The organism is Streptococcus mitis, from assembly GCF_002096845.1.
Classification (GTDB): Bacteria; Bacillota; Bacilli; order Lactobacillales; family Streptococcaceae; genus Streptococcus; species Streptococcus mitis_A.
Genome location: NZ_NCVK01000034.1, coordinates 40,180 through 63,801, shown reverse-complemented (window position 1 = coordinate 63,801; position 23,622 = coordinate 40,180). Strand labels below are relative to the sequence as shown.

26 protein-coding genes are annotated in these 23,622 nt (G+C 42.4%); 21 read left to right on the top strand and 5 right to left on the bottom strand.

Features of this window, described 5'->3' with window-relative positions; all coding sequences use genetic code 11:
* The first annotated feature begins 33 nt into the window (after nucleotides 1-33).
* Nucleotides 34-846, top strand: coding sequence for a 2-amino-4-hydroxy-6-hydroxymethyldihydropteridine diphosphokinase (folK, locus tag B7695_RS06790; protein ID WP_084890632.1), 813 nt, complete (start codon nucleotides 34-36; stop codon nucleotides 844-846).
* Nucleotides 847-1,006: 160 nt separating this feature from the next.
* On the opposite strand, the gene B7695_RS06780 is transcribed toward folK, so the two are convergent.
* Nucleotides 1,007-1,324, bottom strand: a complete 318-nt coding sequence (locus B7695_RS06780; RefSeq protein ID WP_000886035.1) for a DUF960 domain-containing protein — start codon at nucleotides 1,322-1,324, stop codon at nucleotides 1,007-1,009.
* Nucleotides 1,325-1,561: 237 nt separating this feature from the next.
* On the opposite strand from B7695_RS06780, the gene ccpA reads away from it, so the two are divergent.
* Entirely contained in the window at nucleotides 1,562-2,572 is a 1,011-nt protein-coding gene (gene ccpA, locus B7695_RS06775; RefSeq protein ID WP_084890630.1) for a catabolite control protein A, read from the top strand.
* A 60-nt stretch (nucleotides 2,573-2,632) separates the two neighbouring features.
* On the top strand, nucleotides 2,633-2,779 hold the full coding sequence (locus B7695_RS11215; RefSeq protein ID WP_084890628.1) for a hypothetical protein: 147 nt from the start codon (nucleotides 2,633-2,635) through the stop codon (nucleotides 2,777-2,779).
* Here B7695_RS11215 and B7695_RS06765 read toward each other — a convergent pair.
* Nucleotides 2,776-3,738 (bottom strand): asparaginase, encoded by a 963-nt coding sequence (locus B7695_RS06765; RefSeq protein WP_084890626.1) that lies wholly within the window; start codon nucleotides 3,736-3,738, stop codon nucleotides 2,776-2,778. The genes B7695_RS11215 and B7695_RS06765 overlap by 4 nt on opposite strands.
* 65 nt (nucleotides 3,739-3,803) lie before the next feature.
* On the opposite strand from B7695_RS06765, the gene B7695_RS06760 reads away from it, so the two are divergent.
* Entirely contained in the window at nucleotides 3,804-5,192 is a 1,389-nt protein-coding gene (locus B7695_RS06760) for a Cof-type HAD-IIB family hydrolase (protein WP_084890624.1), read from the top strand.
* Nucleotides 5,193-5,224: 32 nt separating this feature from the next.
* Here B7695_RS06760 and B7695_RS06755 read toward each other — a convergent pair whose 3' ends face one another.
* Complete coding sequence (locus B7695_RS06755) at nucleotides 5,225-5,677, bottom strand: universal stress protein (protein ID WP_000079148.1); 453 nt, start codon at nucleotides 5,675-5,677, stop codon at nucleotides 5,225-5,227.
* A gap of 161 nt (nucleotides 5,678-5,838) precedes the next feature.
* Here B7695_RS06755 and B7695_RS06750 point away from each other — a divergent pair, with 161 nt between their 5' ends.
* From B7695_RS06750 to B7695_RS06735, 4 genes are all read left to right on the top strand, one after another.
* On the top strand, nucleotides 5,839-6,132 hold the full coding sequence (locus tag B7695_RS06750; RefSeq protein WP_192855747.1) for a hypothetical protein: 294 nt from the start codon (nucleotides 5,839-5,841) through the stop codon (nucleotides 6,130-6,132).
* 155 nt (nucleotides 6,133-6,287) lie between these two features.
* Entirely contained in the window at nucleotides 6,288-7,502 is a 1,215-nt protein-coding gene (locus tag B7695_RS06745; protein ID WP_000666455.1) for a pyridoxal phosphate-dependent aminotransferase, read from the top strand.
* A gap of 144 nt (nucleotides 7,503-7,646) precedes the next feature.
* Entirely contained in the window at nucleotides 7,647-7,781 is a 135-nt protein-coding gene (rpmH, locus tag B7695_RS06740) for a 50S ribosomal protein L34 (RefSeq protein ID WP_000831905.1), read from the top strand.
* A gap of 138 nt (nucleotides 7,782-7,919) precedes the next feature.
* Nucleotides 7,920-9,884, top strand: coding sequence for a peptide ABC transporter substrate-binding protein (locus B7695_RS06735; RefSeq protein WP_084890622.1), 1,965 nt, complete (start codon nucleotides 7,920-7,922; stop codon nucleotides 9,882-9,884).
* A gap of 22 nt (nucleotides 9,885-9,906) precedes the next feature.
* Here the strand turns inward: B7695_RS06735 and B7695_RS11465 are convergent, their stop codons facing one another.
* Both B7695_RS11465 and B7695_RS06725 read right to left on the bottom strand, forming a co-directional pair.
* Nucleotides 9,907-10,098, bottom strand: coding sequence for a hypothetical protein (locus B7695_RS11465; RefSeq protein ID WP_020903077.1), 192 nt, complete (start codon nucleotides 10,096-10,098; stop codon nucleotides 9,907-9,909).
* Nucleotides 10,099-10,171: 73 nt separating this feature from the next.
* The gene (locus B7695_RS06725) at nucleotides 10,172-12,016 is read right to left on the bottom strand and encodes an APC family permease (RefSeq protein WP_084890620.1); all 1,845 of its coding nucleotides are present in this window, start codon (nucleotides 12,014-12,016) and stop codon (nucleotides 10,172-10,174) included.
* A gap of 156 nt (nucleotides 12,017-12,172) precedes the next feature.
* Here B7695_RS06725 and B7695_RS06720 point away from each other — a divergent pair, with 156 nt between their 5' ends.
* The 13 genes from B7695_RS06720 to B7695_RS06660 all read left to right on the top strand — a co-directional run bounded on the left by B7695_RS06720 (nucleotide 12,173) and on the right by B7695_RS06660 (nucleotide 23,535).
* Complete coding sequence (locus tag B7695_RS06720; protein WP_084890618.1) at nucleotides 12,173-12,946, top strand: TatD family hydrolase; 774 nt, start codon at nucleotides 12,173-12,175, stop codon at nucleotides 12,944-12,946.
* The gene (gene rnmV / locus B7695_RS06715) at nucleotides 12,946-13,506 is read left to right on the top strand and encodes a ribonuclease M5 (RefSeq protein WP_084890616.1); all 561 of its coding nucleotides are present in this window, start codon (nucleotides 12,946-12,948) and stop codon (nucleotides 13,504-13,506) included. The genes B7695_RS06720 and rnmV overlap by 1 nt, the downstream gene beginning before the upstream one ends.
* Nucleotides 13,507-13,577: 71 nt before the next feature.
* Nucleotides 13,578-14,477: a helix-turn-helix transcriptional regulator gene (locus tag B7695_RS06710; RefSeq protein ID WP_084890614.1), complete on the top strand. Its 900-nt coding sequence runs from the start codon at nucleotides 13,578-13,580 to the stop codon at nucleotides 14,475-14,477.
* Nucleotides 14,478-14,796: 319 nt separating this feature from the next.
* Nucleotides 14,797-15,093, top strand: coding sequence for a lactococcin 972 family bacteriocin (locus tag B7695_RS06705; protein ID WP_084890612.1), 297 nt, complete (start codon nucleotides 14,797-14,799; stop codon nucleotides 15,091-15,093).
* A gap of 103 nt (nucleotides 15,094-15,196) precedes the next feature.
* Nucleotides 15,197-17,227, top strand: coding sequence for a bacteriocin-associated integral membrane family protein (locus B7695_RS06700; protein ID WP_192855746.1), 2,031 nt, complete (start codon nucleotides 15,197-15,199; stop codon nucleotides 17,225-17,227).
* Between the two features lies 1 nt (nucleotide 17,228).
* Nucleotides 17,229-17,870, top strand: coding sequence for an ABC transporter ATP-binding protein (locus B7695_RS06695; protein ID WP_084890608.1), 642 nt, complete (start codon nucleotides 17,229-17,231; stop codon nucleotides 17,868-17,870).
* A complete protein-coding gene (locus tag B7695_RS06690) occupies nucleotides 17,863-18,171 on the top strand; it encodes a hypothetical protein (RefSeq protein WP_000333264.1) in 309 nt (102 codons plus the stop codon). The genes B7695_RS06695 and B7695_RS06690 overlap by 8 nt, the downstream gene beginning before the upstream one ends.
* A gap of 130 nt (nucleotides 18,172-18,301) precedes the next feature.
* Nucleotides 18,302-19,174 carry a 16S rRNA (adenine(1518)-N(6)/adenine(1519)-N(6))-dimethyltransferase RsmA gene (gene rsmA, locus B7695_RS06685; RefSeq protein ID WP_084890605.1) on the top strand — a complete coding sequence of 291 codons (873 nt, stop codon included), beginning with the start codon at nucleotides 18,302-18,304 and terminating at the stop codon, nucleotides 19,172-19,174.
* Between the two features lies 1 nt (nucleotide 19,175).
* Nucleotides 19,176-20,054 (top strand): ribosome small subunit-dependent GTPase A, encoded by an 879-nt coding sequence (gene rsgA, locus B7695_RS06680; RefSeq protein WP_084890603.1) that lies wholly within the window; start codon nucleotides 19,176-19,178, stop codon nucleotides 20,052-20,054.
* Between the two features lie 10 nt (nucleotides 20,055-20,064).
* Nucleotides 20,065-20,721, top strand: coding sequence for a ribulose-phosphate 3-epimerase (gene rpe / locus B7695_RS06675; protein WP_084890601.1), 657 nt, complete (start codon nucleotides 20,065-20,067; stop codon nucleotides 20,719-20,721).
* Nucleotides 20,684-21,346 (top strand): thiamine diphosphokinase, encoded by a 663-nt coding sequence (locus B7695_RS06670; protein ID WP_084890599.1) that lies wholly within the window; start codon nucleotides 20,684-20,686, stop codon nucleotides 21,344-21,346. Before rpe ends, B7695_RS06670 begins: the two co-directional genes overlap by 38 nt.
* Before the next feature lies 1 nt (nucleotide 21,347).
* Nucleotides 21,348-22,604, top strand: a complete 1,257-nt coding sequence (locus B7695_RS06665; protein ID WP_192855745.1) for a DNA recombination protein RmuC — start codon at nucleotides 21,348-21,350, stop codon at nucleotides 22,602-22,604.
* Nucleotides 22,594-23,535 (top strand): 3'-5' exoribonuclease YhaM family protein, encoded by a 942-nt coding sequence (locus tag B7695_RS06660; protein WP_084890595.1) that lies wholly within the window; start codon nucleotides 22,594-22,596, stop codon nucleotides 23,533-23,535. Before B7695_RS06665 ends, B7695_RS06660 begins: the two co-directional genes overlap by 11 nt.
* Nucleotides 23,536-23,622: the final 87 nt, after the last annotated feature.

Sequence of the window (23,622 nt, the reverse complement as noted above, 5' to 3'; positions counted from 1 at the left end):
GCTTCAAGCGGATTTTTCTAGAAAGGAATCATTATGGATCAACTGCAGATTAAGGATTTGGAAATTTTTGCCTATCATGGTCTTTTTCCCAGTGAGAAAGAATTGGGGCAGAAGTTTGTCGTTTCGGCTATCCTATCCTATGATATGACCAAGGCAGCTACAGATTTGGATTTGACAGCCTCTGTCCATTATGGAGAACTGTGTCAGCAGTGGACGACATGGTTTCAGGAAACGAGTGAGGATTTGATTGAAACGGTAGCCTATAAACTGGTAGAACGTACTTTTGAGACCTATCCTCTTGTCCAAGAAATCAAGCTGGAACTGAAAAAGCCTTGGGCGCCAGTGCATTTGCCACTAGATACTTGCTCCGTAACCATCCATCGCCGCAAGCAACGAGCCTTTATCGCCCTAGGAAGCAATATGGGGGATAAACAAGCAAACTTGAAGCAAGCCATTGAGAACATGCGAGCTCGTGGTATCCATATTCTTAAAGAGTCCAGTGTCTTAACAACGGAGCCTTGGGGTGGTGTGGAGCAAGATAGCTTTGCTAATCAAGTGGTTGAGGTTGAAACATGGTTGCCTGCCCCAGTGCTATTAGAGACCTTGTTAGCCATTGAGTCAGAGATGGGACGGGTGAGAGAAGTGCATTGGGGACCTCGTTTGATTGATTTGGACTTGCTCTTTGTGGAGGACCAGGTCATTTATACAGATGACCTTATCTTGCCTCATCCTTACATAGCAGAACGCCTTTTTGTTCTTGAGTCTCTACAAGAAATTGCGCCTCATTTTATCCATCCGATATTAAAGCAACCTATTCGCAACTTGTATAATGCTTTGAAACAATAGAAAAAACTCTAGTTTTCAGTCGTTTGTAACTGAAGGCTAGAGTTTTTATACTCTTCGAAAATCTCTTCAAACCACGTCAGCTTCCATCTGCAACCTCAAAACAGTGTTTTGAGCAGCCTGCGGCTAGCTTCCTAGTTTGCTCTTTGATTTTCATTGAGTATTAAAATAGGTCATTTTCTTCTGGGAGGAGGATAGTTTCTCTACCGTCCATGTCTAAAACCAGTACTCTTGGCGGATAAAGAGGATCAAAAGGATGGTTAAAGTCAAAATCAATAGCTGTAGGGAGGTGTTGACTTGAGAAGTGGAAGGTAATTTTTCCTTGGTTATTAAGCAATTGAAACTCAAGTTCTTCTTCCAATTCAAAGACATTTTTTAAGAAATGGTCGATGATATACCAAAAAGAGTCAATAACGTCATCAGGCAAGCTGGTAACAATGCCAAAACTAGCCGACCGCATGTGGGTATTGGTAAAAGCCATATTTCTACCCCCTTTCTTTCCCTTATCATACAGCAAATAGGATTAAAAATCAAGAAAAGGCGATTTTTTCTTTATAAACATAGCTTCCTATGAAATTTTTTTCAAACAATCTTCAAAAAATGCTTGAAAGTGTTTACAAATAGTGATAAAATGAAATAAGTAGAACCATGAAAACGAAATTTTCATACAGTCTCTTTTTTTGGAGTCTCGTGAGGTATGATATAGAAAGGAAATGGAATGAATACAGACGATACAGTAACGATTTATGATGTCGCCCGTGAAGCAGGAGTTTCAATGGCGACAGTTAGCCGTGTAGTCAATGGCAATAAGAATGTAAAAGAGAATACCCGTAAAAAAGTGCTTGAGGTGATTGACCGTTTGGATTACCGTCCAAACGCCGTGGCGCGTGGTCTTGCAAGTAAAAAGACAACCACTGTCGGTGTCGTGATCCCAAATATTACCAATGGCTACTTCTCAACGCTTGCTAAAGGGATTGATGATATCGCTGAAATGTACAAGTATAATATCGTCCTTGCTAATAGTGATGAGGATGATGACAAGGAAGTTTCAGTAGTTAATACACTGTTTTCTAAGCAAGTGGATGGTATCATCTTTATGGGGTATCACTTGACTGAAAAAATTCGTTCAGAGTTTTCTCGTTCTCGAACACCGGTTGTTCTTGCGGGAACAGTGGATGTGGAACACCAACTTCCAAGTGTCAATATTGACTACAAACAAGCTACGATTGATGCAGTGACCTACCTTGCTAAAGAAAATGAGCGCATTGCTTTCGTTAGTGGTCCACTAGTGGATGATATCAATGGTAAGGTTCGTTTGGTTGGCTACAAGGAAGCCTTGAAAAAAGCAGGTATTTCTTATAGTGAAGGATTGGTCTTTGAGTCTAAATACACTTATGAAGATGGCTATGCCTTGGCAGAACGCTTGATTTCATCAAACGCAACTGCAGCAATTGTAACAGGTGATGAGTTGTCAGCAGGTGTATTGAACGGCCTTGCTGATAAGGGTGTGTCAGTGCCAGAAGAGTTTGAAATCATTACTAGTGATGATTCGCAAATTGCACGCTTTACCCGTCCAAACTTGACAACGATTGCCCAACCTCTTTATGACCTTGGTGCCATTAGTATGCGTATGTTGACCAAGATTATGCATAAGGAAGAGTTGGAAGAACGTGAAGTTCTCTTACCTCATGGTTTGACAGAGCGTCGCTCAACACGAAAACGGAAATAGAAAAAATCAGGGAATCGAGAAGATTTCCTGATTTGTTTTTAGAGAAGGGAATTATACTTAATGAAAATCAAAGAGCAAATTAGGAAGCTAGCCGCAGGTTGCTCAAAACACTGTTTTGAGGTTGTGGATAGAACTGACGAAGTCAATAACCATACATACGGTAAGGCGACGTTGACGCGGTTTGAAGAGATTTTCGAAGAGTATTAGCCTTCCATATAGTCTTTCAAAGCCTGTCCTGTTAGTCCGGCATTGAGGGCAATGAGGAGTTTCAAACGGGCTTTTTGGGCGTTGAGCTCTTTGACAAAGAAAACGCCTGATTTTTGCAACTGCACGCCCCCACCTTGGTAGGCATAAACAGGCTCAGCGATACCGTTAAAGCATCGGGAAACCAGGGCGACTGGGATTCCTTTTTGCAGAAGGCTTTCTAATTTTTGAGCCGTTTCTTTGGGAATATTACCAGCTCCGAAGGCTTGGATAATCAAACCGTCCAATTGTTCCAAATCCAGCATATCAATCAGCTCATCTGTCATACCAGCATAAGCAGAGATGATAGGGACTAATCCTTGTATGTGATCAAGGTCAAAGCGAACACGAGGTTCAGCTGTTTTGAAGTAGAGGATTTCCTGTTTCATAATCAGACCAAGGGGGCCATGTGTTGGAGTCTGGAAGGTGCTGACGTTGGTTGTATGCGTTTTGGTGACATACTTGGCAGCATGGATTTCATCGTTCATAACAACCAAAACTCCTTTGTCAGCAGCCTTGTCATCGCTAGCCACCCTTAAAGCACTCAGATAATTATAAACACCATCACTGCCGAGTTCGTTGGAGCTGCGCATGGCACCTGTTAGAATGATGGGCATATGGGGAACCTCCATGGTATCAAGGAAATAGGCTGTTTCCTCTAAAGTATCGGTTCCGTGTGTGATAACCACCCCATCGTAATTATCTGCTTCCTCTTTAATTTTTTGGTAGAGGGCCAGCATATGTTTGGGTTTGATATGGGGGCTTGGCAGGTTAAAAAAGTCCAAGGCGTGGACTTGGATTCCTTCAAGTGGGTTGGACACATGGTTCATGGGATTATCTGAACTCGTTACAACAGCGCCAGAAGCATCTGCCTGCATGGAAATAGTCCCACCCGTATGTAAAACAAGGATTTTCTTAGGCATGATTTACTCACTCTTTCTGAAATGTGGTATAATCATTGTATCACAAAAGGGGAGATTGGGATAGGATGGAAGTCAAAGCTGTTTTTTTTGATATCGATGGAACCTTGGTCAACGATCGCAAGAGTGTTTTGAAATCCACTAAGGACGCGATTAAGATTGTCAAAGAACAAGGGGTGTTGGTTGGTGTAGCGACAGGGCGAGGACCTTTTTTTGTTAAGGAATTGATGGACGATTTGGATTTGGACTTTGCGGTAACCTATAATGGCCAGTATATCTTTACTAAAGACAGAGTCTTGTTCACGAGCCCAATTTCCAAGTTACATTTGCGCCAGCTCATTACGTATGCTAAAAAAGAGGGCAAGGAGATTGCATTAGGGACCAAGGATGCCATGCTAGGTTCTAAAATCATGTCCTTTGGTTTGGGTTCTTTTTCCCAACGAATCAGTCGCTTCGTTCCCTCTGTTTTAACTCGGACAGTGAGTCATTCCTTTAATCGTATGGTCAGCAAGGTTGTTCCCCAAAAGGAAGAAGACCTGCTTCATCTGATGAATCAGCCTATCTACCAAGTTTTGATGCTGATGACACCAGAAGAATCTGAGAAGGCGGCAGCTGATTTTGAAGACTTGAAATTGACACGTAGCAATCCTTTTGCAGCGGATGTCATCAATCAAGGAAACTCTAAATTGGAAGGCATACGCCGAGTTGGGAAAGAATACGGCTTTGACCTCAACCAAGTCATGGCCTTTGGTGACTCAGATAACGACCTAGAAATGCTGGCGGGTGTCGGTATGTCGGTCGCTATGGGAAATGGTAGTAGCAGTGTCAAGGAAGTTGCCAAGCACATCACCACTAGCAATCAGCAAGACGGAATCCATAAGGCCCTAGAACATTTTGGTGTTTTAGCTTCAGAAAAAGTCTTTGTCAGCCGTGACTATCATTTCAATAAGGTCAAGACCTTCCACCACATGATGGATGAACGAACCCAAGAAGAACCTCGAGCTTGGGATTTAGAAGGTGCAACCCATAGGGCTGGCTTTAAAATAGAAGAATTGGTGGAGTTTGTTCGAGCTGCCAGCCCTTCTGAAGAGGACTTTGGTCAAGCTCTATCGCAACTTCATCAGGCCCTTGATAAGGCAGCAGATAAGGTAGCACAGAAGACGCCTGCTCAGCAAGATTTGGTGGGGCAAGTGGATGCCTTGATTGATACGCTTTACTTCACCTACGGTAGTTTTGTCTTGATGGGGGTGGACCCAGAACGTATTTTTGACATTGTCCATCAGGCCAATATGGGGAAAATTTTTCCAGATGGCAAGGCTCATTTTGATCCAGTGACTCACAAAATCTTAAAACCAGATGATTGGGAAGAAAAATATGCTCCAGAACCTGCTATTAAAAAGGAACTGCAGCGCCAGCTTAAGGCTTATGAACGCCATAAAGAGAGAAATAAACAGTAAAAAAAGGAGCTCTGGGCTCCTTTTCTACGTGACTATAAGGTTTTTTCTTGTTCTCTCACCACCAGCAAATCAACCTTAGCATGGCGGAGAATGTATTCAGATGAAGAGCCGACCAAGAGACGCTCAAAGGCGTTGAGACCAGTTGCGCCAACGAGGATGAGGTCCACTTCTTCTGCATCTGGAATAGTACGTGCCAGTAGGGTCTTTGGATTGCCCATTTCAATGACGATATGAACATCTGCCACACCAGCATCTTTAGCACGTTTTTCGTACTCTTTCATCAGACTTTCAGCGTCGACTTGGAGTTCTTCATAAACTTCAGCATCAAAGGTGGATACGCTTTGGAGAGCGCGTGTGTCAATGACATGTGCGATGGTAAGTTTAGCGTCGTTTCGTAGAGCAGAATGAACTCCCTTGACAAAAGCCAAGTCCGCTTCCTTAGAACCATCGATTGCGACCATAATATTTTGGTAACGTTGTGCCATAATGAAACCTCCTGAAATTTTCTTACTATAATTGTAAACCTTTTCACTATAGAAGTAAAGCAAAAAAAGTATTTTTCAAAAGAATGTTAGCGCTTAAAATCTATATAAATATATGATAAAATAAAAGAAAGGATAGCAGGAAACAAGTGAAGGGAGGGATAATGATGAAAAGCTCTTTTCAAACATCAAATTTCCTTTATTATGGAATTATCCTAGTTTCAGTCTTGATAGAAGTGATCATGATCTGGCAATTAGAGAGTCTGGTACCGTTTCTTTATCCAGGTTTTATCGGCTTTTTAGTCTTTCATGTACTCTATCATCTGCTCTTATTTCTAGTTGCAAAACGAAGTGGGCGTTGGGATTACTTGATGATATGGGGACTTTTCCTCATGTTCAATCTTTTTTATGACTCCTTTTTAGGCTTGCTTTTTCTAGGTTTATCTTTTGGTATGTGATGTTTTTTGGCAGAACACCTGCTATCTCCCCTGTCTTGACCTCGCTTTTAGCGAGGTTTTTCTTCTATACGAAACTAGTAACACATTTCAGCAAACTTGTCGCATTCTCTTTCTAGTGGTATAATGTTACTATCCTGATGAATTGAGGAAACAAGATGAAAGAATATAACAAGTCTAGTAAGTTAGAACATGTTGCTTATGACATCCGTGGTCCTGTTTTGGAAGAAGCCATGCGGATGCGAGCAAACGGAGAAAAGATTTTACGTCTGAATACAGGAAATCCAGCAGAATTTGGCTTTACAGCGCCAGACGAGGTCATTCATGACTTGATTATGAATGCGCGTGATAGTGAAGGTTACTCTGACTCCAAAGGGATTTTCTCAGCCCGTAAGGCTATCATGCAGTATTGCCAATTGAAGAAATTCCCAAATGTAGATATTGATGATATTTACCTTGGAAATGGTGTTAGTGAACTGATTGTCATGTCTATGCAGGGGCTTTTGGACAATGGGGATGAGGTCTTGGTGCCAATGCCAGACTATCCTCTCTGGACAGCAGCTGTCAGCCTAGCTGGAGGAAATGCCGTTCACTATATCTGTGATGAAGCTGCAGAATGGTACCCAGATATTGACGATATCAAGTCAAAAATCACTTCCAATACCAAGGCAATCGTTCTTATCAATCCAAATAATCCAACTGGAGCCCTTTATCCTAAGGAACTCTTGTTGGAGATTATTGAGATTGCTCGTCAAAACGATTTGATTATCTTTGCGGATGAAATCTATGACCGCATGGTCATGGATGGGCATGTGCATACGCCTGTGGCGAGCTTGGCACCAGATGTTTTCTGTGTCAGCATGAACGGTCTATCAAAATCTCACCGTATTGCTGGTTTCCGTGTGGGTTGGATGGTTTTGTCTGGACCTAAGACTCATGTCAAGGGCTATATCGAAGGGCTCAATATGCTATCCAATATGCGCCTTTGCTCTAACGTTTTGGCCCAACAAGTCGTACAAACTTCCTTGGGTGGCCACCAATCAGTCGATGAATTGCTTCTTCCTGGTGGACGAATTTATGAGCAAAGAAACTTCATCTACAATGCCATTCAAGATATTCCAGGTTTGTCTGCGGTTAAACCTAAGGCTGGACTCTATATCTTCCCTAAAATCGACCGCAATATGTACCGTATAGATGATGATGAACAGTTTGTCCTTGATTTCTTGAAGCAGGAAAAGGTTCTCTTGGTTCATGGTCGAGGCTTTAACTGGCAGGAACCAGACCACTTCCGTATCGTTTACCTTCCTCGTGTCGATGAACTAGCCCAAATCCAAGAAAAGATGACTCGTTTCTTGAAACAGTATCGTAGATAGGGCTTACATTCGAAAAAGCTGGAAACATTTGCCTTGAGCTATTGACAAAAGTAAAAGAATCAGATAGAATAGTAAAGTATGTTTAGTAACTGATCACTTTATAGCCGGCTAAACGAATACAAAATCTATGAGGAGGTATTCATCGTGAAACGTACTTATCAACCAAGTAAACTTCGTCGTGCGCGCAAACACGGATTCCGTAACCGTATGTCAACTAAAAACGGTCGTCGCGTATTGGCAGCTCGTCGTCGTAAAGGACGCAAAGTTTTGGCTGCATAATCCAAACGAACCATAACAAAAATCAGTAGGAACTCGAGTCTACTGATTTTTATTTTTGTAAAAAAGTTCAAAAAGGCTTTATATTTTTGCTCAAATGGTGTATAATATTTCACATACTGTAAAAAATGGAGAATAATCATGAAGAAATCAAAAGTGATGCTTTTTGGAGCTATGGCTTTGACAGCAGGTCTAGCTCTAGCGGCATGCGGGTCATCCCAATCAAGCAATGCAGACAAGACATACTCTTATATCTTTGTCAGTAACCCTGATACCTTGGATTACATTACCTCTACACGAGACTCTACATCTAGTATCACAACCAACTTGATTGATGGTTTGTTGGAAAACGACCAGTATGGCAATCTCATCCCATCTATGGCTGAGTCATGGACAGTGTCAAAAGATGGCTTGACTTACACTTATAAAATCCGTCAGGGAGCTAAATGGTACACTTCTGAAGGAGAAGAGTATGCGGACGTAACAGCTCATGACTTTGTGACTGGTCTCAAGTATGCGGCTGATAAAAAGGCTGAAAACTTGTACTTGGTACAAGACTCTATCAAAGGTCTAGCAGACTATGTTGAAGGACAATCATCCGATTTTGGAACTGTTGGTGTTAAGGCAGTGGATGATTACACTCTACAATACACCCTCAACCAACCTGAGACTTATTGGAACTCTAAAACAACAGCAAGTATCCTTAATCCTGTAAATGAAGCCTTCTTGAAGTCTAAGGGAGATGACTTTGGAAGTGTAACACCATCAAGTATCTTGTCAAATGGTCCTTACTTGTTTAAATCTTTCTCATCAAAATCTTTAATTGAGTTTGATAAAAACCCTAATTACTGGGATAAGGACAAGGTCAAAATTGAGAAAGTGAAACTCTCTTTCTTTGACGGTTCTGACCAAGACAGCATTGCTAGAGGTTTCTTGGATGGTAATTATACAGATGGCCGTATCTTCCCAACAAGTTCAGTCTTTGCTGAACTCAAGAAGGGAAATGAGGACAAGATTACCTATACACCGCAAAACTCAGTTACTTTCTATTATCTTTTCAACGTGAATCGTCAAAGCTACAAGCAAACTATGAAACAGTCTGATAAGGAAAAGACAGATTCACGCGCAGCTATGCAGAATAAAGATTTCCGTCAGGCTATCAACTTTGCCTTTGACCGTCATGCTTATGCAGCACAGACAAATGGTGAAGATGGAGCAGACCGTATCTTGCGTAACACAGTTACACCAAGTAACTTTGTCCAAGTTGGCGATAAGAACTTCGGTGATATTGTCAATGAAAAAATTGTCAACTACGGTAAAGATTGGGCAAATATCAACCTAAACGATGGTAAGCAAGCCTTCTTAAATCCTGACAAGGCCAAAGAGAAATTTGCTAAGGCCAAAGAAAGTCTGCAAGCTCAAGGAGTAACCTTCCCAATTCATTTGGATATGCCAGTTGACCAGACTGCTAAGTTGGATGTGCAACAGGCTGGATCTTTCAAACAAACAGTGGAAGAAACCCTTGGTAAGGAGAATGTAGTTATCGACGTTATCCAACTTTCTCCAGATGAAAAAGACCAAGCAACCTACTTTGCAGATACAGCAGAACAAAAAGACTACGATATCGACATCTCAGGATGGGGTGGAGACTACTCAGATCCTAAGACTTACCTAGCGATTCTAGATCCAGAGACAGGTTCTCAGTTGAAAAACATGGGCTTGTCTGAAGGAAAAGACAAGGAAGTCAAGGACAAGATTGGTCTTGCTGACTACAAGAAACTCTTGGATCAGGCAGATGCGGAAATCGCAGATACTCAAGCTCGCTATGAAAAATATGCTGAAGCCCAAGCTTGGTTGACAGATAGCGCCCTCTTCCTACCGGTTCAAAGTGGTGGAGCTAACCCAATCTTCCGTAAGACTGTACCGTTTACAGGCCCATTCTCATTCGTTGGGAATAAAGGAAATGCGGACAACTACAAATATGTTGAATTGCAAAAAGAGGCAGTAACTGCTAAACAGTACCAAGAACTCTATGAAAAATGGCTGAAAGAAAAAGCTGAGTCAAATAAAAAAGCTCAGGAAGATTTAGCTAACCACATTCAATAATATTCCTAGTCATGCTTTTCAGTTAATACTCTTCGAAAATCTCTTCAAACCACGTCAGCGTCGCCTTACCGTATATATGGTTACTGACTTCGTCAGTTCTATCTGCAACCTCAAAACAGTGTTTTGAGCTGACTTCGTCAGTTTCATCTACAACCTCAAAGCAGTGCTTTGAGCAGCCTGCGGCTAGCTTCCTAGTTTGCTCTTTGATTTTCATTGAGTATAAGCATAGTGACTGGTTTCAGAAAAAGGCCTTACCAGAACTTCTTGGTTCTGGTAAGGCCTTTTCTTTATTCTTTTAAGTGATAAGAGTAGCTAGCGACAACGACGTCTTGGTGCCAACGGAGGGCGTATTTGAGTTTGAGACTCATCTGATTGTGCAGGATATTCTGCCAAGGTTTATTAGGGATAAACTGGGGGACGAGGACAGTGACTGTATAGTTCTTTTTCTGGGCATCCTCAGAGATCCGTTTGACATACTTGACAGTAGGCGTGATGATGTCGCGGTAGCTGGTCTTGATATTTTTCAGAGTAATGGTTGGGAAGTAATCGACAAATTCTTGGAGAATTTCTTGATCTTTTTCTGCTGTTTCCTTGGTAGAAATATGCATGGCTAAGACTTCGTCACCGATACTTTGAGCGTAGTTAATGGCTCCGACGCTAACTCGGGTAACATTCCCTACTAGGACGAGAACTAGATTTCCATCGTAGGTACGTTTTTCGATGCCTTCATAGAGTCGTAGTTGTTGGGCTACTTTTTGGTAATGACTGTGAATGGCCAAGAAGAGTAGGGTGAGTACGAGAATAATCGGGAAGAAAGGCCAGATATCACTGAGACGGAAAAAGAGCAAGATTAGTATAATCGCGTAGCAAATGATTGCCCCAAGGATATTAGCAAGAGCAGGTTTTAAGAAGTTGGCTCCTTTTTCCTTTTTCCAATGACGAATCATCCCAGTCTGAGATAGGGCAAAGGGCACGAAGACCCCGATAGTATAAAGAGGAATCAAGCGTTCGGTATTGCCATTAAAAATGAGAAGAAGAATCATAGCTCCAAATGCCAGAGTTAAAATTCCATTAGAGTAGCCTAGTCGGTCTCCTTTTTCCATAAAGAGATGGGGCATGTATTTGTTTTTAGCCATATTGTAAGCCAGCATAGGAAAGGCTGAAAAGCCAGTATTTGCAGCTACGGCCAAAATCAAGGCAGTGGAGAATTGGAAGATATAATACCCAAGGTGGCCAAAAAAGGAATTACCAAGGATGCCTTGAGCCATCTGTGAAAGAATAGTTTCTCCGTGTTGAGGCATAATCCCCATCCAGTAGTTTAGGAAGGTGATACCAGCAAAAAGAAAACCTAAAATCAGTGACATAATAGTCAAGGTTTGAGCGGCATTCTTTTCTTTTGGAGCCTTGAAAAAGGGAACCGCATTTGAAATAGCTTCAACCCCTGTCAGAGAGGCAGATCCGCTGGTAAAAGCTCTTAGAATGAGAACGATAGACAGACTCGGAACAGCATGCCCGATAGGAGAAGTTGCCTGATAGCTGAGAGAACCTGTCATTAGTTGAAAGATTCCATAGAGCAAGAGAAAGACAGTACTGATGATAAAGAGATAGACAGGAATCATCAGTGAACTGGCAGATTCTTTTAAGCCCCGTAAGTTCAAGAGCATAAGCAAGCAAACTAGAAAAATGGAAATGTGGAGGTTGTAAGGGTGGAGGGTAGGGATAGCTGCTGTGATAGCATCAGCTCCAGATGATACCGATACCGCCACAGTCAGCATGTAGTCAACCAGCAGACTACCTCCAGCAATCAAGCCTAGCTCGGGAGATAGATTTTCTCGAGTAACCATATAGGCCCCGCCCCCTTGAGGGTAGGCATGGATGATTTGACGGTAGGAAACGGTCAGGCTAGCTAGGAGCAGGAGGACAAAGAGGCCGATAGGAAGGCTCCACCATATCGCAAGAGGAGAGAGACTAGCCAAGACGAGGACTACTTGCTCAGGCCCATAGGCAATGGAAGATAGAGCGTCGCTTGACAACATGGCCAAGGCCTGCATTTTTCCCAGCAGACCTCCCTCGCCTTCTGTTAAGGACTTAAGAGGACGACCGATAAAAGTCTGTTTTAATTTTGTAAACATGGTATTTTCCTTTACTGAAAATTTCAATAAGTGTTATTATACTGCTTTGGAAAAAGAGCGTCAAGAGATGATGATGGGTTTTAGAATATTTTTTACATATGAGGAGAGAGGGCAGTTTTTTGGTATAATAGAAGATAGAAAACGAGGTTAGAAGAGATGATTTTTGATACACATACACACTTGAATGTAGAAGAATTTGCAGGTCGTGAGGCAGAAGAAATTGCCTTGGCTGCTGAGATGGGTGTGACACAGATGAATATTGTTGGTTTTGATAAACCGACGATTGAGCGTGCCTTGGAGTTGGTAGATGAGTATGACCAGCTCTATGCGACTATCGGTTGGCATCCGACAGAAGCTGGAACTTACACAGAGGAGATTGAAACCTACTTGCTTGACAAGCTCAAGCATCCAAAGGTGGTTGCCTTGGGTGAGATTGGTTTGGATTATCATTGGATGACAGCGCCAAAAGAGGTGCAGGAGCAGGTTTTTCGCCGTCAGATCCAGCTATCTAAGGACTTGAATTTACCTTTTGTTGTCCATACCCGTGATGCGCTGGAAGATACTTATGAGATTATTAAGAGCGAGGGAGTTGGTCCTCGGGGTGGCATCATGCATTCTTTCTCAGGAACTCTTGGATGGGCAGAGAAGTTTGTCGAGCTTGGTATGACCATTTCCTTCTCAGGAGTGGTGACTTTTAAGAAGGCCACCGATATCCAAGAAGCTGCTAGAGAACTTCCTTTGGACAAGATGTTAGTAGAAACAGATGCGCCCTACTTAGCACCTGTACCCAAGCGTGGTCGTGAAAATAAAACAGCCTATACTCGCTATGTGGTGGACTTTATTGCTGCCTTGCGTGGGATGACGGCAGAAGAGCTGGCAGCGGCAACGACTGCAAATGCAGAGCGAATTTTTGGATTGGACAGCAAGTAATGAAAGAAAAAATTTCTCAAGTTATCGTGGTTGAAGGTCGCGATGATACGGCCAATCTCAAACGTTACTTCGATGTAGAGACCTATGAGACACGAGGTTCTGCTATCAATGACCAGGATCTAGAGCGGATTCAACGCCTGCACCAACGTCATGGAGTCATTGTCTTTACAGACCCAGATTTTAATGGGGAGCGGATTCGTCGTATGATTATGACGGCCATTCCAACAGTTCAGCATGCTTTCCTCAAACGAGATGAGGCTGTTCCTAAGTCCAAAACCAAGGGACGTTCTCTGGGAATCGAACATGCCAGCTATGAAGACTTGAAAACAGCTCTAGCTCAGGTGACAGAACAATTTGAACATGAGAGTCAGTTTGACATCAGTCGTAGCGACTTGATTCGTCTTGGTTTTCTAGCAGGGGCAGACAGCCGTAAGCGCAGAGAATATCTGGGAGAGGTTCTCCGAATCGGCTATTCTAACGGCAAGCAACTCCTCAAACGCCTAGAGTTGTTTGGGGTTACCTTGGCGGAAGTGGAAGAAGCTATGAAATCTTATGAGTAGGAAAGATGTAGCCGTTACAATTTTTTAAGTTTCACAGTATTTTTCGAAGCAGGTAGAAGAGGAGGTGTCTGATGTTAATTGGTCAAAAAATTAAAGAGATTAGGATAGAAAAAGGAATTAGTCGTCCAGATTTTTGTGGAGATGAGCAAGAACTGACGGTTCGTCAACTATCGCGAATTGAAAGTGGAGCTTCGCAACCGAGTTTGCCCAAGTTAGACTATATTGCTCGCCGGCTAGGAGTTCCAGCTTATAGCCTTATGCCGGATTTTTCAGCTCTTCCTTCTGCTTATTTAGAATTGAAATACCAGATTTTACGTGAACCAATCTATGGTAAAGAAGAGGAGTATGATAAGAAAGAAGCGTGTTTGGAAGAGATTTATAAAACATACTTTGATAATCTTCCTAAAGAGGAACAATTAGCATGTGAAGTATTGCAGGCGAGTTTAGATACTTCTAGAACTAGAAGGCCTGAATACGCAGAGTTAATACTTGAGGAACATATGCCTCAGATTATAGAAAAAGAAGCTTATTCAATAAATGATATGTTGTTGATTCGTTTGTTTTTTTATCAAATGCTTATTAGAAAAGATCTTGCCAAATTGGTGAATCAAATCGAAAAGCTAATGCTCTTTCTTTTAGAACAGAAGAAGGTAACTCAATTAGAAAACTTCTTTATAATTAGAGATACTCTTATTTCAGGAATGTGTTGTCTTGAAAAGGTAGGAGTAACTGATTGCTTTAATGATTATCTATCGTGTTTACAAGAAATTATGGATAAAACTCAAGATTATCAAAAGAAACCTCTTGTATTTATGTTTTTGTGGAAGCAAGCATTAAGAGAAGAAAGAGATTTTAGTTTAGCTGAATCATTTTATCAGTCTTCTAAAACATTTGCGCAGCTAATTGGAGATGAATTTCTAGTAAAGAAATTGACAGAGGAATGGCAAGAGGATGTAAAAAAATATTTATAAATATCGTGAAGCAATGCCAAAAATGTCCTTGTTCTTGTATCAAAACAGTTCTAAAGTTCGTCTTTAGGACTGTTTTTTTAGATATAAGCCAAAAATAAAATGAAATAGTTAGATTCTAAGGACATTGATGTCCTTGGTAGTGTGATAAAGATGGAGTATAATGACTATAAAAGTTCATTTCAGGGTGCTATTTTGACAATTTAGAGAAAAACAAATAATTTTAGAATATCATTTGGTAATATAATAGTATCAACGTTGATAATGGAAAGAGGAGCAAGTAACTCAGCAATCTTGTAATCAAAAATAGAGGAGTATCAATATGAAACAAACAGTTAAAAAATTAGCTCTTGTAGCGAGCATTGCAGCAACATTAGGTGGAAGTGTAGCAGTAGTATCGGCCACGGTTAAGTATCCAGGTGGTGGTGTTTGGACGTATGGTTCAGCTAACGGCGGTGCGTACTCAAACTACTATCACCCGTCAAAATACCATAGTTCAACGGTTTCCAGCAGGTGGAATAGTTCATCTGATAAGGGATATGCTAATGCAGGGGGAACATCTCGAGCTTGGATTCGTACTGCGTGGGCCGAGCAAGTAAGTTTCTATTATAATTATTAAAAATTACACACGAGAAAGTAAAAATATTTCTGGGTGAATTGATAACGATGCTTTACTTGGTCATCTTCTCACTAAGTGACCAAGTAACTTTTTGGAGGAAATGATGAAACGCTTATTTATTTTGATTTCAATGGTATTGGTATCGCTTTATATGGTGATAAATTCTGTTGACCATCGAGAAGAGATTTTATTTGGTAACTATCCCTCTGTTGACGTGATGGGTACTGGGCTAGACCAGCCAGTAGCTGGTCGCGAAGAGGTGACAGAGGCTTTGAGTAACTTGGCAGTAGAGCACAATAGTCTCATCGCCCGTCGGATCGTTGAGCCAAATGAAGCTGGAGAAACACGCTTTACCTATGCTACTTATGGTGAGGGAGAACTTCCAGAAGGTTTGACCATTTCCTCCGAGGAGAGTGCAGAAACGAGTGATTTATTAGGTTCTTACTTGATTGTGTCAGGGAGTCTGGATGGAGTGAGCTTACAGACCGCCCTGCAAGAACTGGGTTATAATGGTGTTGTCTCGAATAGAACAGAGTCATTTTCGATGGTCGTCCTCTTGGCGGCTACCCCAATGGGACTACTGAGTCTAGCTATTTTTCTGCTGACCTTTATGAGTCTGACCCTGATTTATCGGATAAAATCCCTTCGTCAGGCAGGGATTCGTTTAATCGCTGGTGAGAGCTTGTTTGGGGTGGTTCTCAGACCAGTGTTAGAAGATGTGAGACAGCTTATCTTCTCGGTGCTAGTATCCAGTCTTTTGGGATTGGGGATTCTCTGGTATCAAGGTGTCTTGTTTATGGCAACGGTGCAACTTGTCATCATTGCTCTTCTACTTTATGGCTTGACCTTGGCAGGGATTTCTACCTTACTAAGTGTCGTGTATCTATTTGGTTTACAGGAAAATAGTCTGGTGGATCTATTGAAAGGGAAACTCCCTCTCAAACGTATGATGACATTGATGATGGTGGGGCAACTCTTGGCCGTGCTGGTGGTCGGTTCGAGTGCGACTGCTCTCCTACCCCACTACCGTGAAATGCAGGAGATGGAGAAGGCTAGCGATAAATGGAGCCAGTCCTCAGACCGTTACCGTCTATCCTTTGGTTGGTCTAGTGCATTTGCCGATGAAGAAGGAATGCGTAAGGATAATCGTGAGTGGCAGACATTTACTGAAGAACGGTTAGCCAATACAGACTCTTTTTATATTATGAGCAATATTGACAAATTCTCAGATGGAGCAGAAGTGGATCTAGATGGCAATCGTCTCAATGACTACACACCGTCAGGGAATGTTATCTATGTCTCACCGCGCTATCTGATAGAAGAAAAGATTACCATTTCTTCAGAGTTTATGGACAAGATGCAAAACTTGTCTGAGGGAGAGTTTGGGCTGATCTTGCCTGAGAGCTTGAGAGAGCAGTCTGCCTACTACCAAGGATTGTTTACAGATTACCTGCAAAACTTTTCATCTGAAAGTGTAGAAGTGACGAGTCAGAAGTACTACCTCCCACAGGTAACGCTAGCTTTTACAGAAACAGGACAGGAACGCTTCCTCTATAACGATGGGTACAAGACGACACGCCAGTACCTAAAAGATCCGATTATTGTAGTTTTAACGCCGCAAGCGACTGGAACAAGACCTGTTGCAGGGATGTTATGGGGAACTACGGCTAATAGTGCCTTGAAATTAGATCAATATCAAGACAGCATCACAGCTCTAAAAGAGCAAGGTCTGTATCACAAGGTCTCTTATTTGGTAAAAAGCCAGCTATTTTTTGCCAAGGTACTAAATGACAAACGTATGGAGTTTTACTCTCTCCTTATTGGGACTGTTTTGACTCTGTCTACGGCTATTTTGTTATTTGATTCCATGAATCTTCTCTATTTTGAGCAGTTCAGACGGGAGATCATGATTAAACGTCTTTCTGGTATGACAATCTATGAGCTTCATGGCAAGTATTTACTGGCGCAAGGAGGAGTTCTCTTACTTGGGCTAATCCTATCTAGTGTTTTGACAGGAGATAGCTTGATTAGCGCTCTAGTTGTAGCTTTGTTTACGCTTAACGCTCTGTTGATTTTAGTAAGACAGGATAAAAAGGAAGAAGCTGGTAGCATGGCAGTATTGAAAGGAAAATAAGATGATTGATATTCAAGGATTGGAAAAGAAGTTTAATGACCGCGCGATTTTCTCTGGTTTAAATCTCAAGCTGGAGAAGGGCAAGGTCTATGCCTTAATCGGAAAGAGTGGAAGCGGAAAGACGACTTTGCTGAACATCTTAGGAAAGCTAGAAAAGATAGATGGTGGAAGGGTTCTCTATCAGGGGAAAGATTTAAAAACCATTTCCACTCGTGAGTATTTTCGAGACCAGATGGGCTATCTCTTTCAAAATTTTGGCCTTTTAGAAAACCAATCAATCAAAGAGAATTTGGATTTGGGCTTTGTTGGTCAGAAAATCTCAAAAGTAGAACGTTTGGAAAGGCAAGTGGAGGCTTTAGAAAAAGTTAATCTAGGATATTTGGATTTGGAGCAAAAAATTTATACTTTATCTGGGGGAGAAGCCCAACGAGTTGCCCTTGCGAAGACTATTTTGAAAAATCCACCCTTGATTTTGGCAGATGAACCAACAGCAGCTCTTGATCCTGAAAATTCAGAGGAGGTTATGAATCTCTTGGTGGGCTTGAAAGATGAAAATCGAATTATCATCATTGCGACTCATAATCCCCTAATCTGGAATAAGGCAGATAAAATCATTGATATGAGGGAGCTTGCTCATGTGTGAAAAAATCCGTATTCGCAGGGTATCTGATTATCCTAGTGCCAGAGGTGGTTTAGAAGATATCCTCATCATGGAAAATATGACCAATCATCTCCTTTTGGTTCAAATCCGAGTAAATGGCTATTTGCTTGATTTTGCTAGTATTGAAGGTCAAAGGCAAAAGCATTATCGTTTGAAAAATTTACCTCAAACGGTTGAACTGACAGTGGATGATGTAGAGGAGGATGTAGATTTGACCCTACCCGAAAATCGAAGTTATCAAGAAGCTGATTTTTTCGAACGGATGTTTCGAGAGAACCGCTAAGGCCACTTCTAAAGATTTCCAAGACTATCTTTCTTCATGAGGAAAGATAGTCTTTTGGTATGATTTTCACCCCCAAAATACAAGGGGAATGTGTTACAATAGTAGTAACAGATAATAGAAAAGAGAATAGATGAGAATTGCAGATTATAGCGTGACCAAGGCAGTGCTGGAGCGTCACGGTTTTACCTTTAAAAAGTCTTTCGGGCAAAACTTCTTGACGGATACCAATATCCTACAAAAAATCGTGGATACGGCTGAGATTGATGATCAGGTCAATGTCATCGAAATCGGGCCAGGGATTGGTGCCTTGACGGAGTTTCTGGCTGAGCGTGCAGCAGAAGTTATGGCCTTTGAGATCGACCATCGTTTGGTACCGATTTTGGCAGATACCTTGCGTGATTTTGACAATGTGACCGTAGTCAACGAGGACATTCTTAAGGTTGACTTGGCGCAACATATCCAGAATTTTAAAAATCCTGACCTGCCAATCAAGGTAGTGGCTAATTTGCCTTACTACATCACAACGCCTATTCTTATGCACTTGATTGAGAGTGGGATTCCTTTTAGTGAGTTTGTGGTCATGATGCAGAAAGAAGTGGCGGACCGCATTTCAGCCCAGCCGAATACCAAGGCTTATGGTAGCTTGTCGATTGCGGTGCAGTATTACATGACTGCCAAGGTTGCCTTTATCGTGCCTCGTACGGTCTTTGTGCCAGCGCCAAATGTGGATTCGGCCATCTTGAAAATGGTGCGCCGTCCAGAACCAGCTGTAGCAGTGGAAGACGAGAGCTTCTTCTTTAAGGTTTCCAAGGCTAGTTTCACCCATCGTCGTAAGACCTTGTGGAATAATTTGACAGGTTACTTTGGCAAGACTGAGGAAGTCAAGGACAAGCTGACCAAGGCTTTGGACCAAGCAGGCTTGTCACCAAGTGTACGGGGGGAAGCTCTCAGCTTGGCAGAGTTTGCTAGCCTAGCAGACGCACTTAAAGGGCAAGGACTTTAAAATGCAGGGACAAATCATTAAAGCCTTGGCTGGGTTCTACTATGTAGAGAGTGATGGCCAGGTCTATCAAACACGCGCGCGTGGGAATTTCCGTAAAAAAGGGCATACTCCCTACGTTGGGGATTTGGTCGACTTTTCTGCGGAGGAAAATTCAGAAGGCTATATTCTCAAGATTCACGAACGGAAAAACAGCCTGGTCCGTCCGCCCATTGTCAATATTGACCAAGCTGTGGTGATCATGTCTGTCAAGGAACCTGATTTTAACAGCAATTTGCTGGATCGGTTCTTAGTTCTTTTGGAACACAAGGACATCCATCCTATCATTTATATTTCTAAAATGGATTTGCTGGAAGATAGAGGAGAACTGGATTTTTACCAACAAACCTATGGTGCTATTGGTTATGATTTTGTGACCAGTAAGGAGGAACTTTTGCCTTTGTTAACAGGTAAGATTACAGTCTTTATGGGGCAGACAGGTGTTGGGAAATCAACTCTTCTCAATAAAATCGCACCAGACCTCAATCTTGAAACAGGAGAAATTTCAGACAGTCTGGGTCGCGGGCGCCACACTACTCGAGCAGTTAGTTTTTATAATCTCAATGGAGGTAAAATCGCAGATACACCGGGATTTTCATCACTGGATTATGAAGTATCAAGGGCGGAAGACCTCAATCAGGTCTTCCCAGAGATTGCTACTGTCAGTCGAGACTGCAAATTCCGTACTTGTACCCATACCCATGAGCCGTTCTGTGCAGTTAAGCCTGCTGTAGAAGAGGGTACCATTGCGTCCTTCCGTTTTGACAACTACCTGCAATTCCTCAGTGAAATTGAAAATCGTAGAGAAACCTACAAAAAAGTCAGCAAAAAAATTCCAAAATAAGGAGAAACCTATGTCTCAATACAAGATTGCTCCGTCAATTCTGGCAGCAGATTATGCCAACTTTGAACGTGAAATCAAACGTCTAGAAGCAACTGGGGCAGAGTATGCCCATATCGATATCATGGATGGTCATTTTGTACCGCAAATCAGTTTTGGTGCGGGTGTGGTCGAGAGTCTTCGACCTCATAGCAAGATGGTCTTTGACTGCCATTTGATGGTAGCTAATCCAGAGCATCATCTGGAAGACTTTGCGCGTGCGGGAGCAGATATCATCAGTATCCATGTGGAAGCAACGCCTCATATTCATGGTGCCCTCCAAAAAATTCGTTCACTCGGTGTCAAGCCATCTATTGTTATCAATCCTGGTACGCCTGTTGAGGCGATTAAGCACGTCCTTCATCTAGTTGACCAAGTTTTAGTCATGACAGTTAACCCAGGTTTTGGTGGGCAAGCCTTTCTGCCTGAAACCATGGATAAGGTTCGTGAGTTGGTTGCTCTTCGTGATGAAAAAGGTTTGAACTTTGAAATCGAAGTGGATGGTGGGATTGATGACCAAACTATTGCTCAAGCTAAAGAAGCTGGTGCGACCGTTTTTGTAGCAGGTTCCTATGTCTTTAAGGGAGAAGTCAATGAGCGAGTACAAACTCTCAGAAAACAACTGGACTAAGGTTGCCGTTTTTGCAGGCGGAGACCGCGGCCATTATCGGACAGATTTTGATGCTTTTGTCGGTGTGGATCGAGGCTCGCTCTGGGTCTTGGAAGAAGATCTGCCTCTTGCTCTAGCAGTCGGAGATTTTGATTCTGTGACGGAAGAAGAGTGGCAGGTGATTCAAAAAAGTGCCCAGCATTTTGTCCAAGCCCGACCAGAAAAGGATGATACTGATTTGGAATTGGCTCTCTTGACTATCTTTAAGAACAATCCTCAGGCTCAGGTCACTATTTTCGGCGCTTTGGGTGGACGTATTGACCATATGCTGGCCAATGTCTTTTTACCTAGCAATCCCAAATTAGCACCCTATATGCGCCAGATAGCGATTGAAGATGGGCAAAATTTGATTGCCTATTGTCCAGAAGGGACCAGTCAGCTAGAACCTCGTTCAGACTACGACTATCTTGCCTTTATGCCAGTTCGGGATAGCCAGCTGACCATTCTCGGAGCCAAGTATGAGTTGACAGAGGAAAATTTTTTCTTTAAAAAAGTGTACGCTTCTAACGAATATATAGATAGGGAAGTGTCGGTGACTTGCCCGGATGGTTATGTGGTCGTGCTGCATAGCAAGGACAGGAGGTAGGATGGAAAGTTTACTTGTTCTATTATTGATTGCCAATCTGGCTGGCCTCTTTCTGATTTGGCAAAGGCAGACTAAGCAGGAAAAACATCTGACCAAGAGCTTGGAGGATCAGGCAGATCACTTGTCAGACCAGTTGGATTACCGTTTTGAACAAGCCAGGCAAGCCAGTCAGTTAGATCAAAAAGATTTGGAAGTGGCTGTCAGCGACCGTTTGCAAGAAGTTCGAATGGAATTGCACCAAGGTCTGACTCAGGTCCGTCAAGAAATGACAGATAATCTCCTCCAAACCAGAGATAAGACCGACCAACGTCTCCAAGCCTTGCAGGAATCAAATGAGCAACGTCTAGAACAAATGCGCCAAACGGTCGAGGAAAAGTTAGAAAAGACCTTGCAGACACGCTTGCAGGCTTCCTTTGAGACAGTTTCCAAACAACTGGAGTCTGTCAATCGTGGCCTTGGAGAAATGCAGACAGTTGCCCGTGATGTTGGCGCCCTCAACAAGGTTCTCTCTGGAACTAAAACACGAGGAATTCTGGGTGAATTGCAACTGGGGCAAATTATTGAGGATATCATGACCCCTGCCCAGTATGAACGAGAATACGCAACGGTTGAAAACTCTAGTGAACGAGTGGAGTATGCCATCAAGTTGCCCGGACAAGGCGACCAGGAATACGTCTACCTACCAATTGACTCTAAGTTTCCACTGGCAGATTATTACCGCTTAGAAGAAGCCTATGATGCGGGTAACAAGGACGAGATCGAACGCTGTCGTAAATCGCTTTTAGCAAGCGTCAAGCGCTTTGCCAAGGATATCAAGGGCAAGTACATAGCACCGCCTCGGACTACCAATTTTGGAGTTTTGTTTGTTCCGACAGAAGGGCTCTACTCAGAAATCGTCCGCAATCCTGTCTTCTTTGATGATTTGAGACGGGAGGAGCAGATTATTGTCGCAGGTCCAAGTACCCTATCAGCCCTCCTCAATTCCCTATCAGTTGGCTTCAAAACCCTTAATATCCAAAAGAGTGCTGACCATATCAGCAAGACCCTTGCTAGCGTTAAGACCGAGTTTGGCAAGTTTGGTGGGATTCTGATCAAGGCACAAAAACACCTCCAACATGCCTCTGGCAATATTGATGAACTATTAAACCGTCGCACTACAGCTATCGAGCGGACGCTCCGTCACATTGAGTTGTCAGAAGGTGAGCCTGCGCTTGATCTACTCCATTTCCAAGAAAATGAGGAAGAATATGAAGATTAGTCACATGAAAAAAGATGAGCTGTTTGAAGGCTTTTACCTAATCAAGTCAGCTGACCTGAGGCAAACTCGAGCTGGGAAAAACTACCTAGCCTTTACCTTCCAAGATGATAGTGGCGAGATTGATGGGAAGCTCTGGGATGCCCAACCTCATAACATTGAGGCCTTTACCGCAGGTAAGGTTGTCCACATGAAAGGACGCCGAGAAGTTTATAACAACACTCCTCAAGTCAATCAAATTACTCTCCGCCTGCCTCAACCTGGTGAACCCAATGATCCAGCTGATTTCAAGGTCAAGTCACCAGTTGATGTCAAGGAAATCCGTGACTATATGTCGCAAATGATTTTCAAAATTGAAAATCCTGTCTGGCAACGGATTGTCCGAAAGCTCTACACCAAGTATGATAAGGAATTTTACTCCTATCCAGCTGCCAAGACTAATCACCATGCCTTTGAAACAGGCTTGGCTTATCATACGGCGACCATGGTGCGTTTGGCAGATGCTATTAGCGAAGTCTATCCTCAGCTCAATCAGAGCCTGCTCTATGCGGGGATTATGCTGCATGACTTGGCTAAGGTCATCGAGTTGACGGGACCAGACCAGACGGAGTATACAGTGCGAGGTAATCTCCTTGGACATATCGCTCTGATTGATAGTGAAATTACTAAGACAGTTATGGAACTCAGCATCGATGACACCAAGGAAGAAGTCGTTTTGCTCCGTCACGTCATCCTCAGTCATCACGGCTTACTTGAGTATGGAAGTCCAGTCCGTCCACGTATCATGGAGGCAGAGATTATCCATATGATTGATAATCTGGATGCTAGCATGATGATGATGTCAACAGCTTTGGCTTTGGTTGATAAGGGAGAGATGACCAATAAAATCTTCGCTATGGACAATCGTTCCTTCTATAAACCAGATTTAGATTAACAATTTAAGAAAAATGAGCATTTTTTAGGATAAGAATGTTCGTTTTTTTATGTGAATATGGTATAATAGATAAAATATCAAAATAAA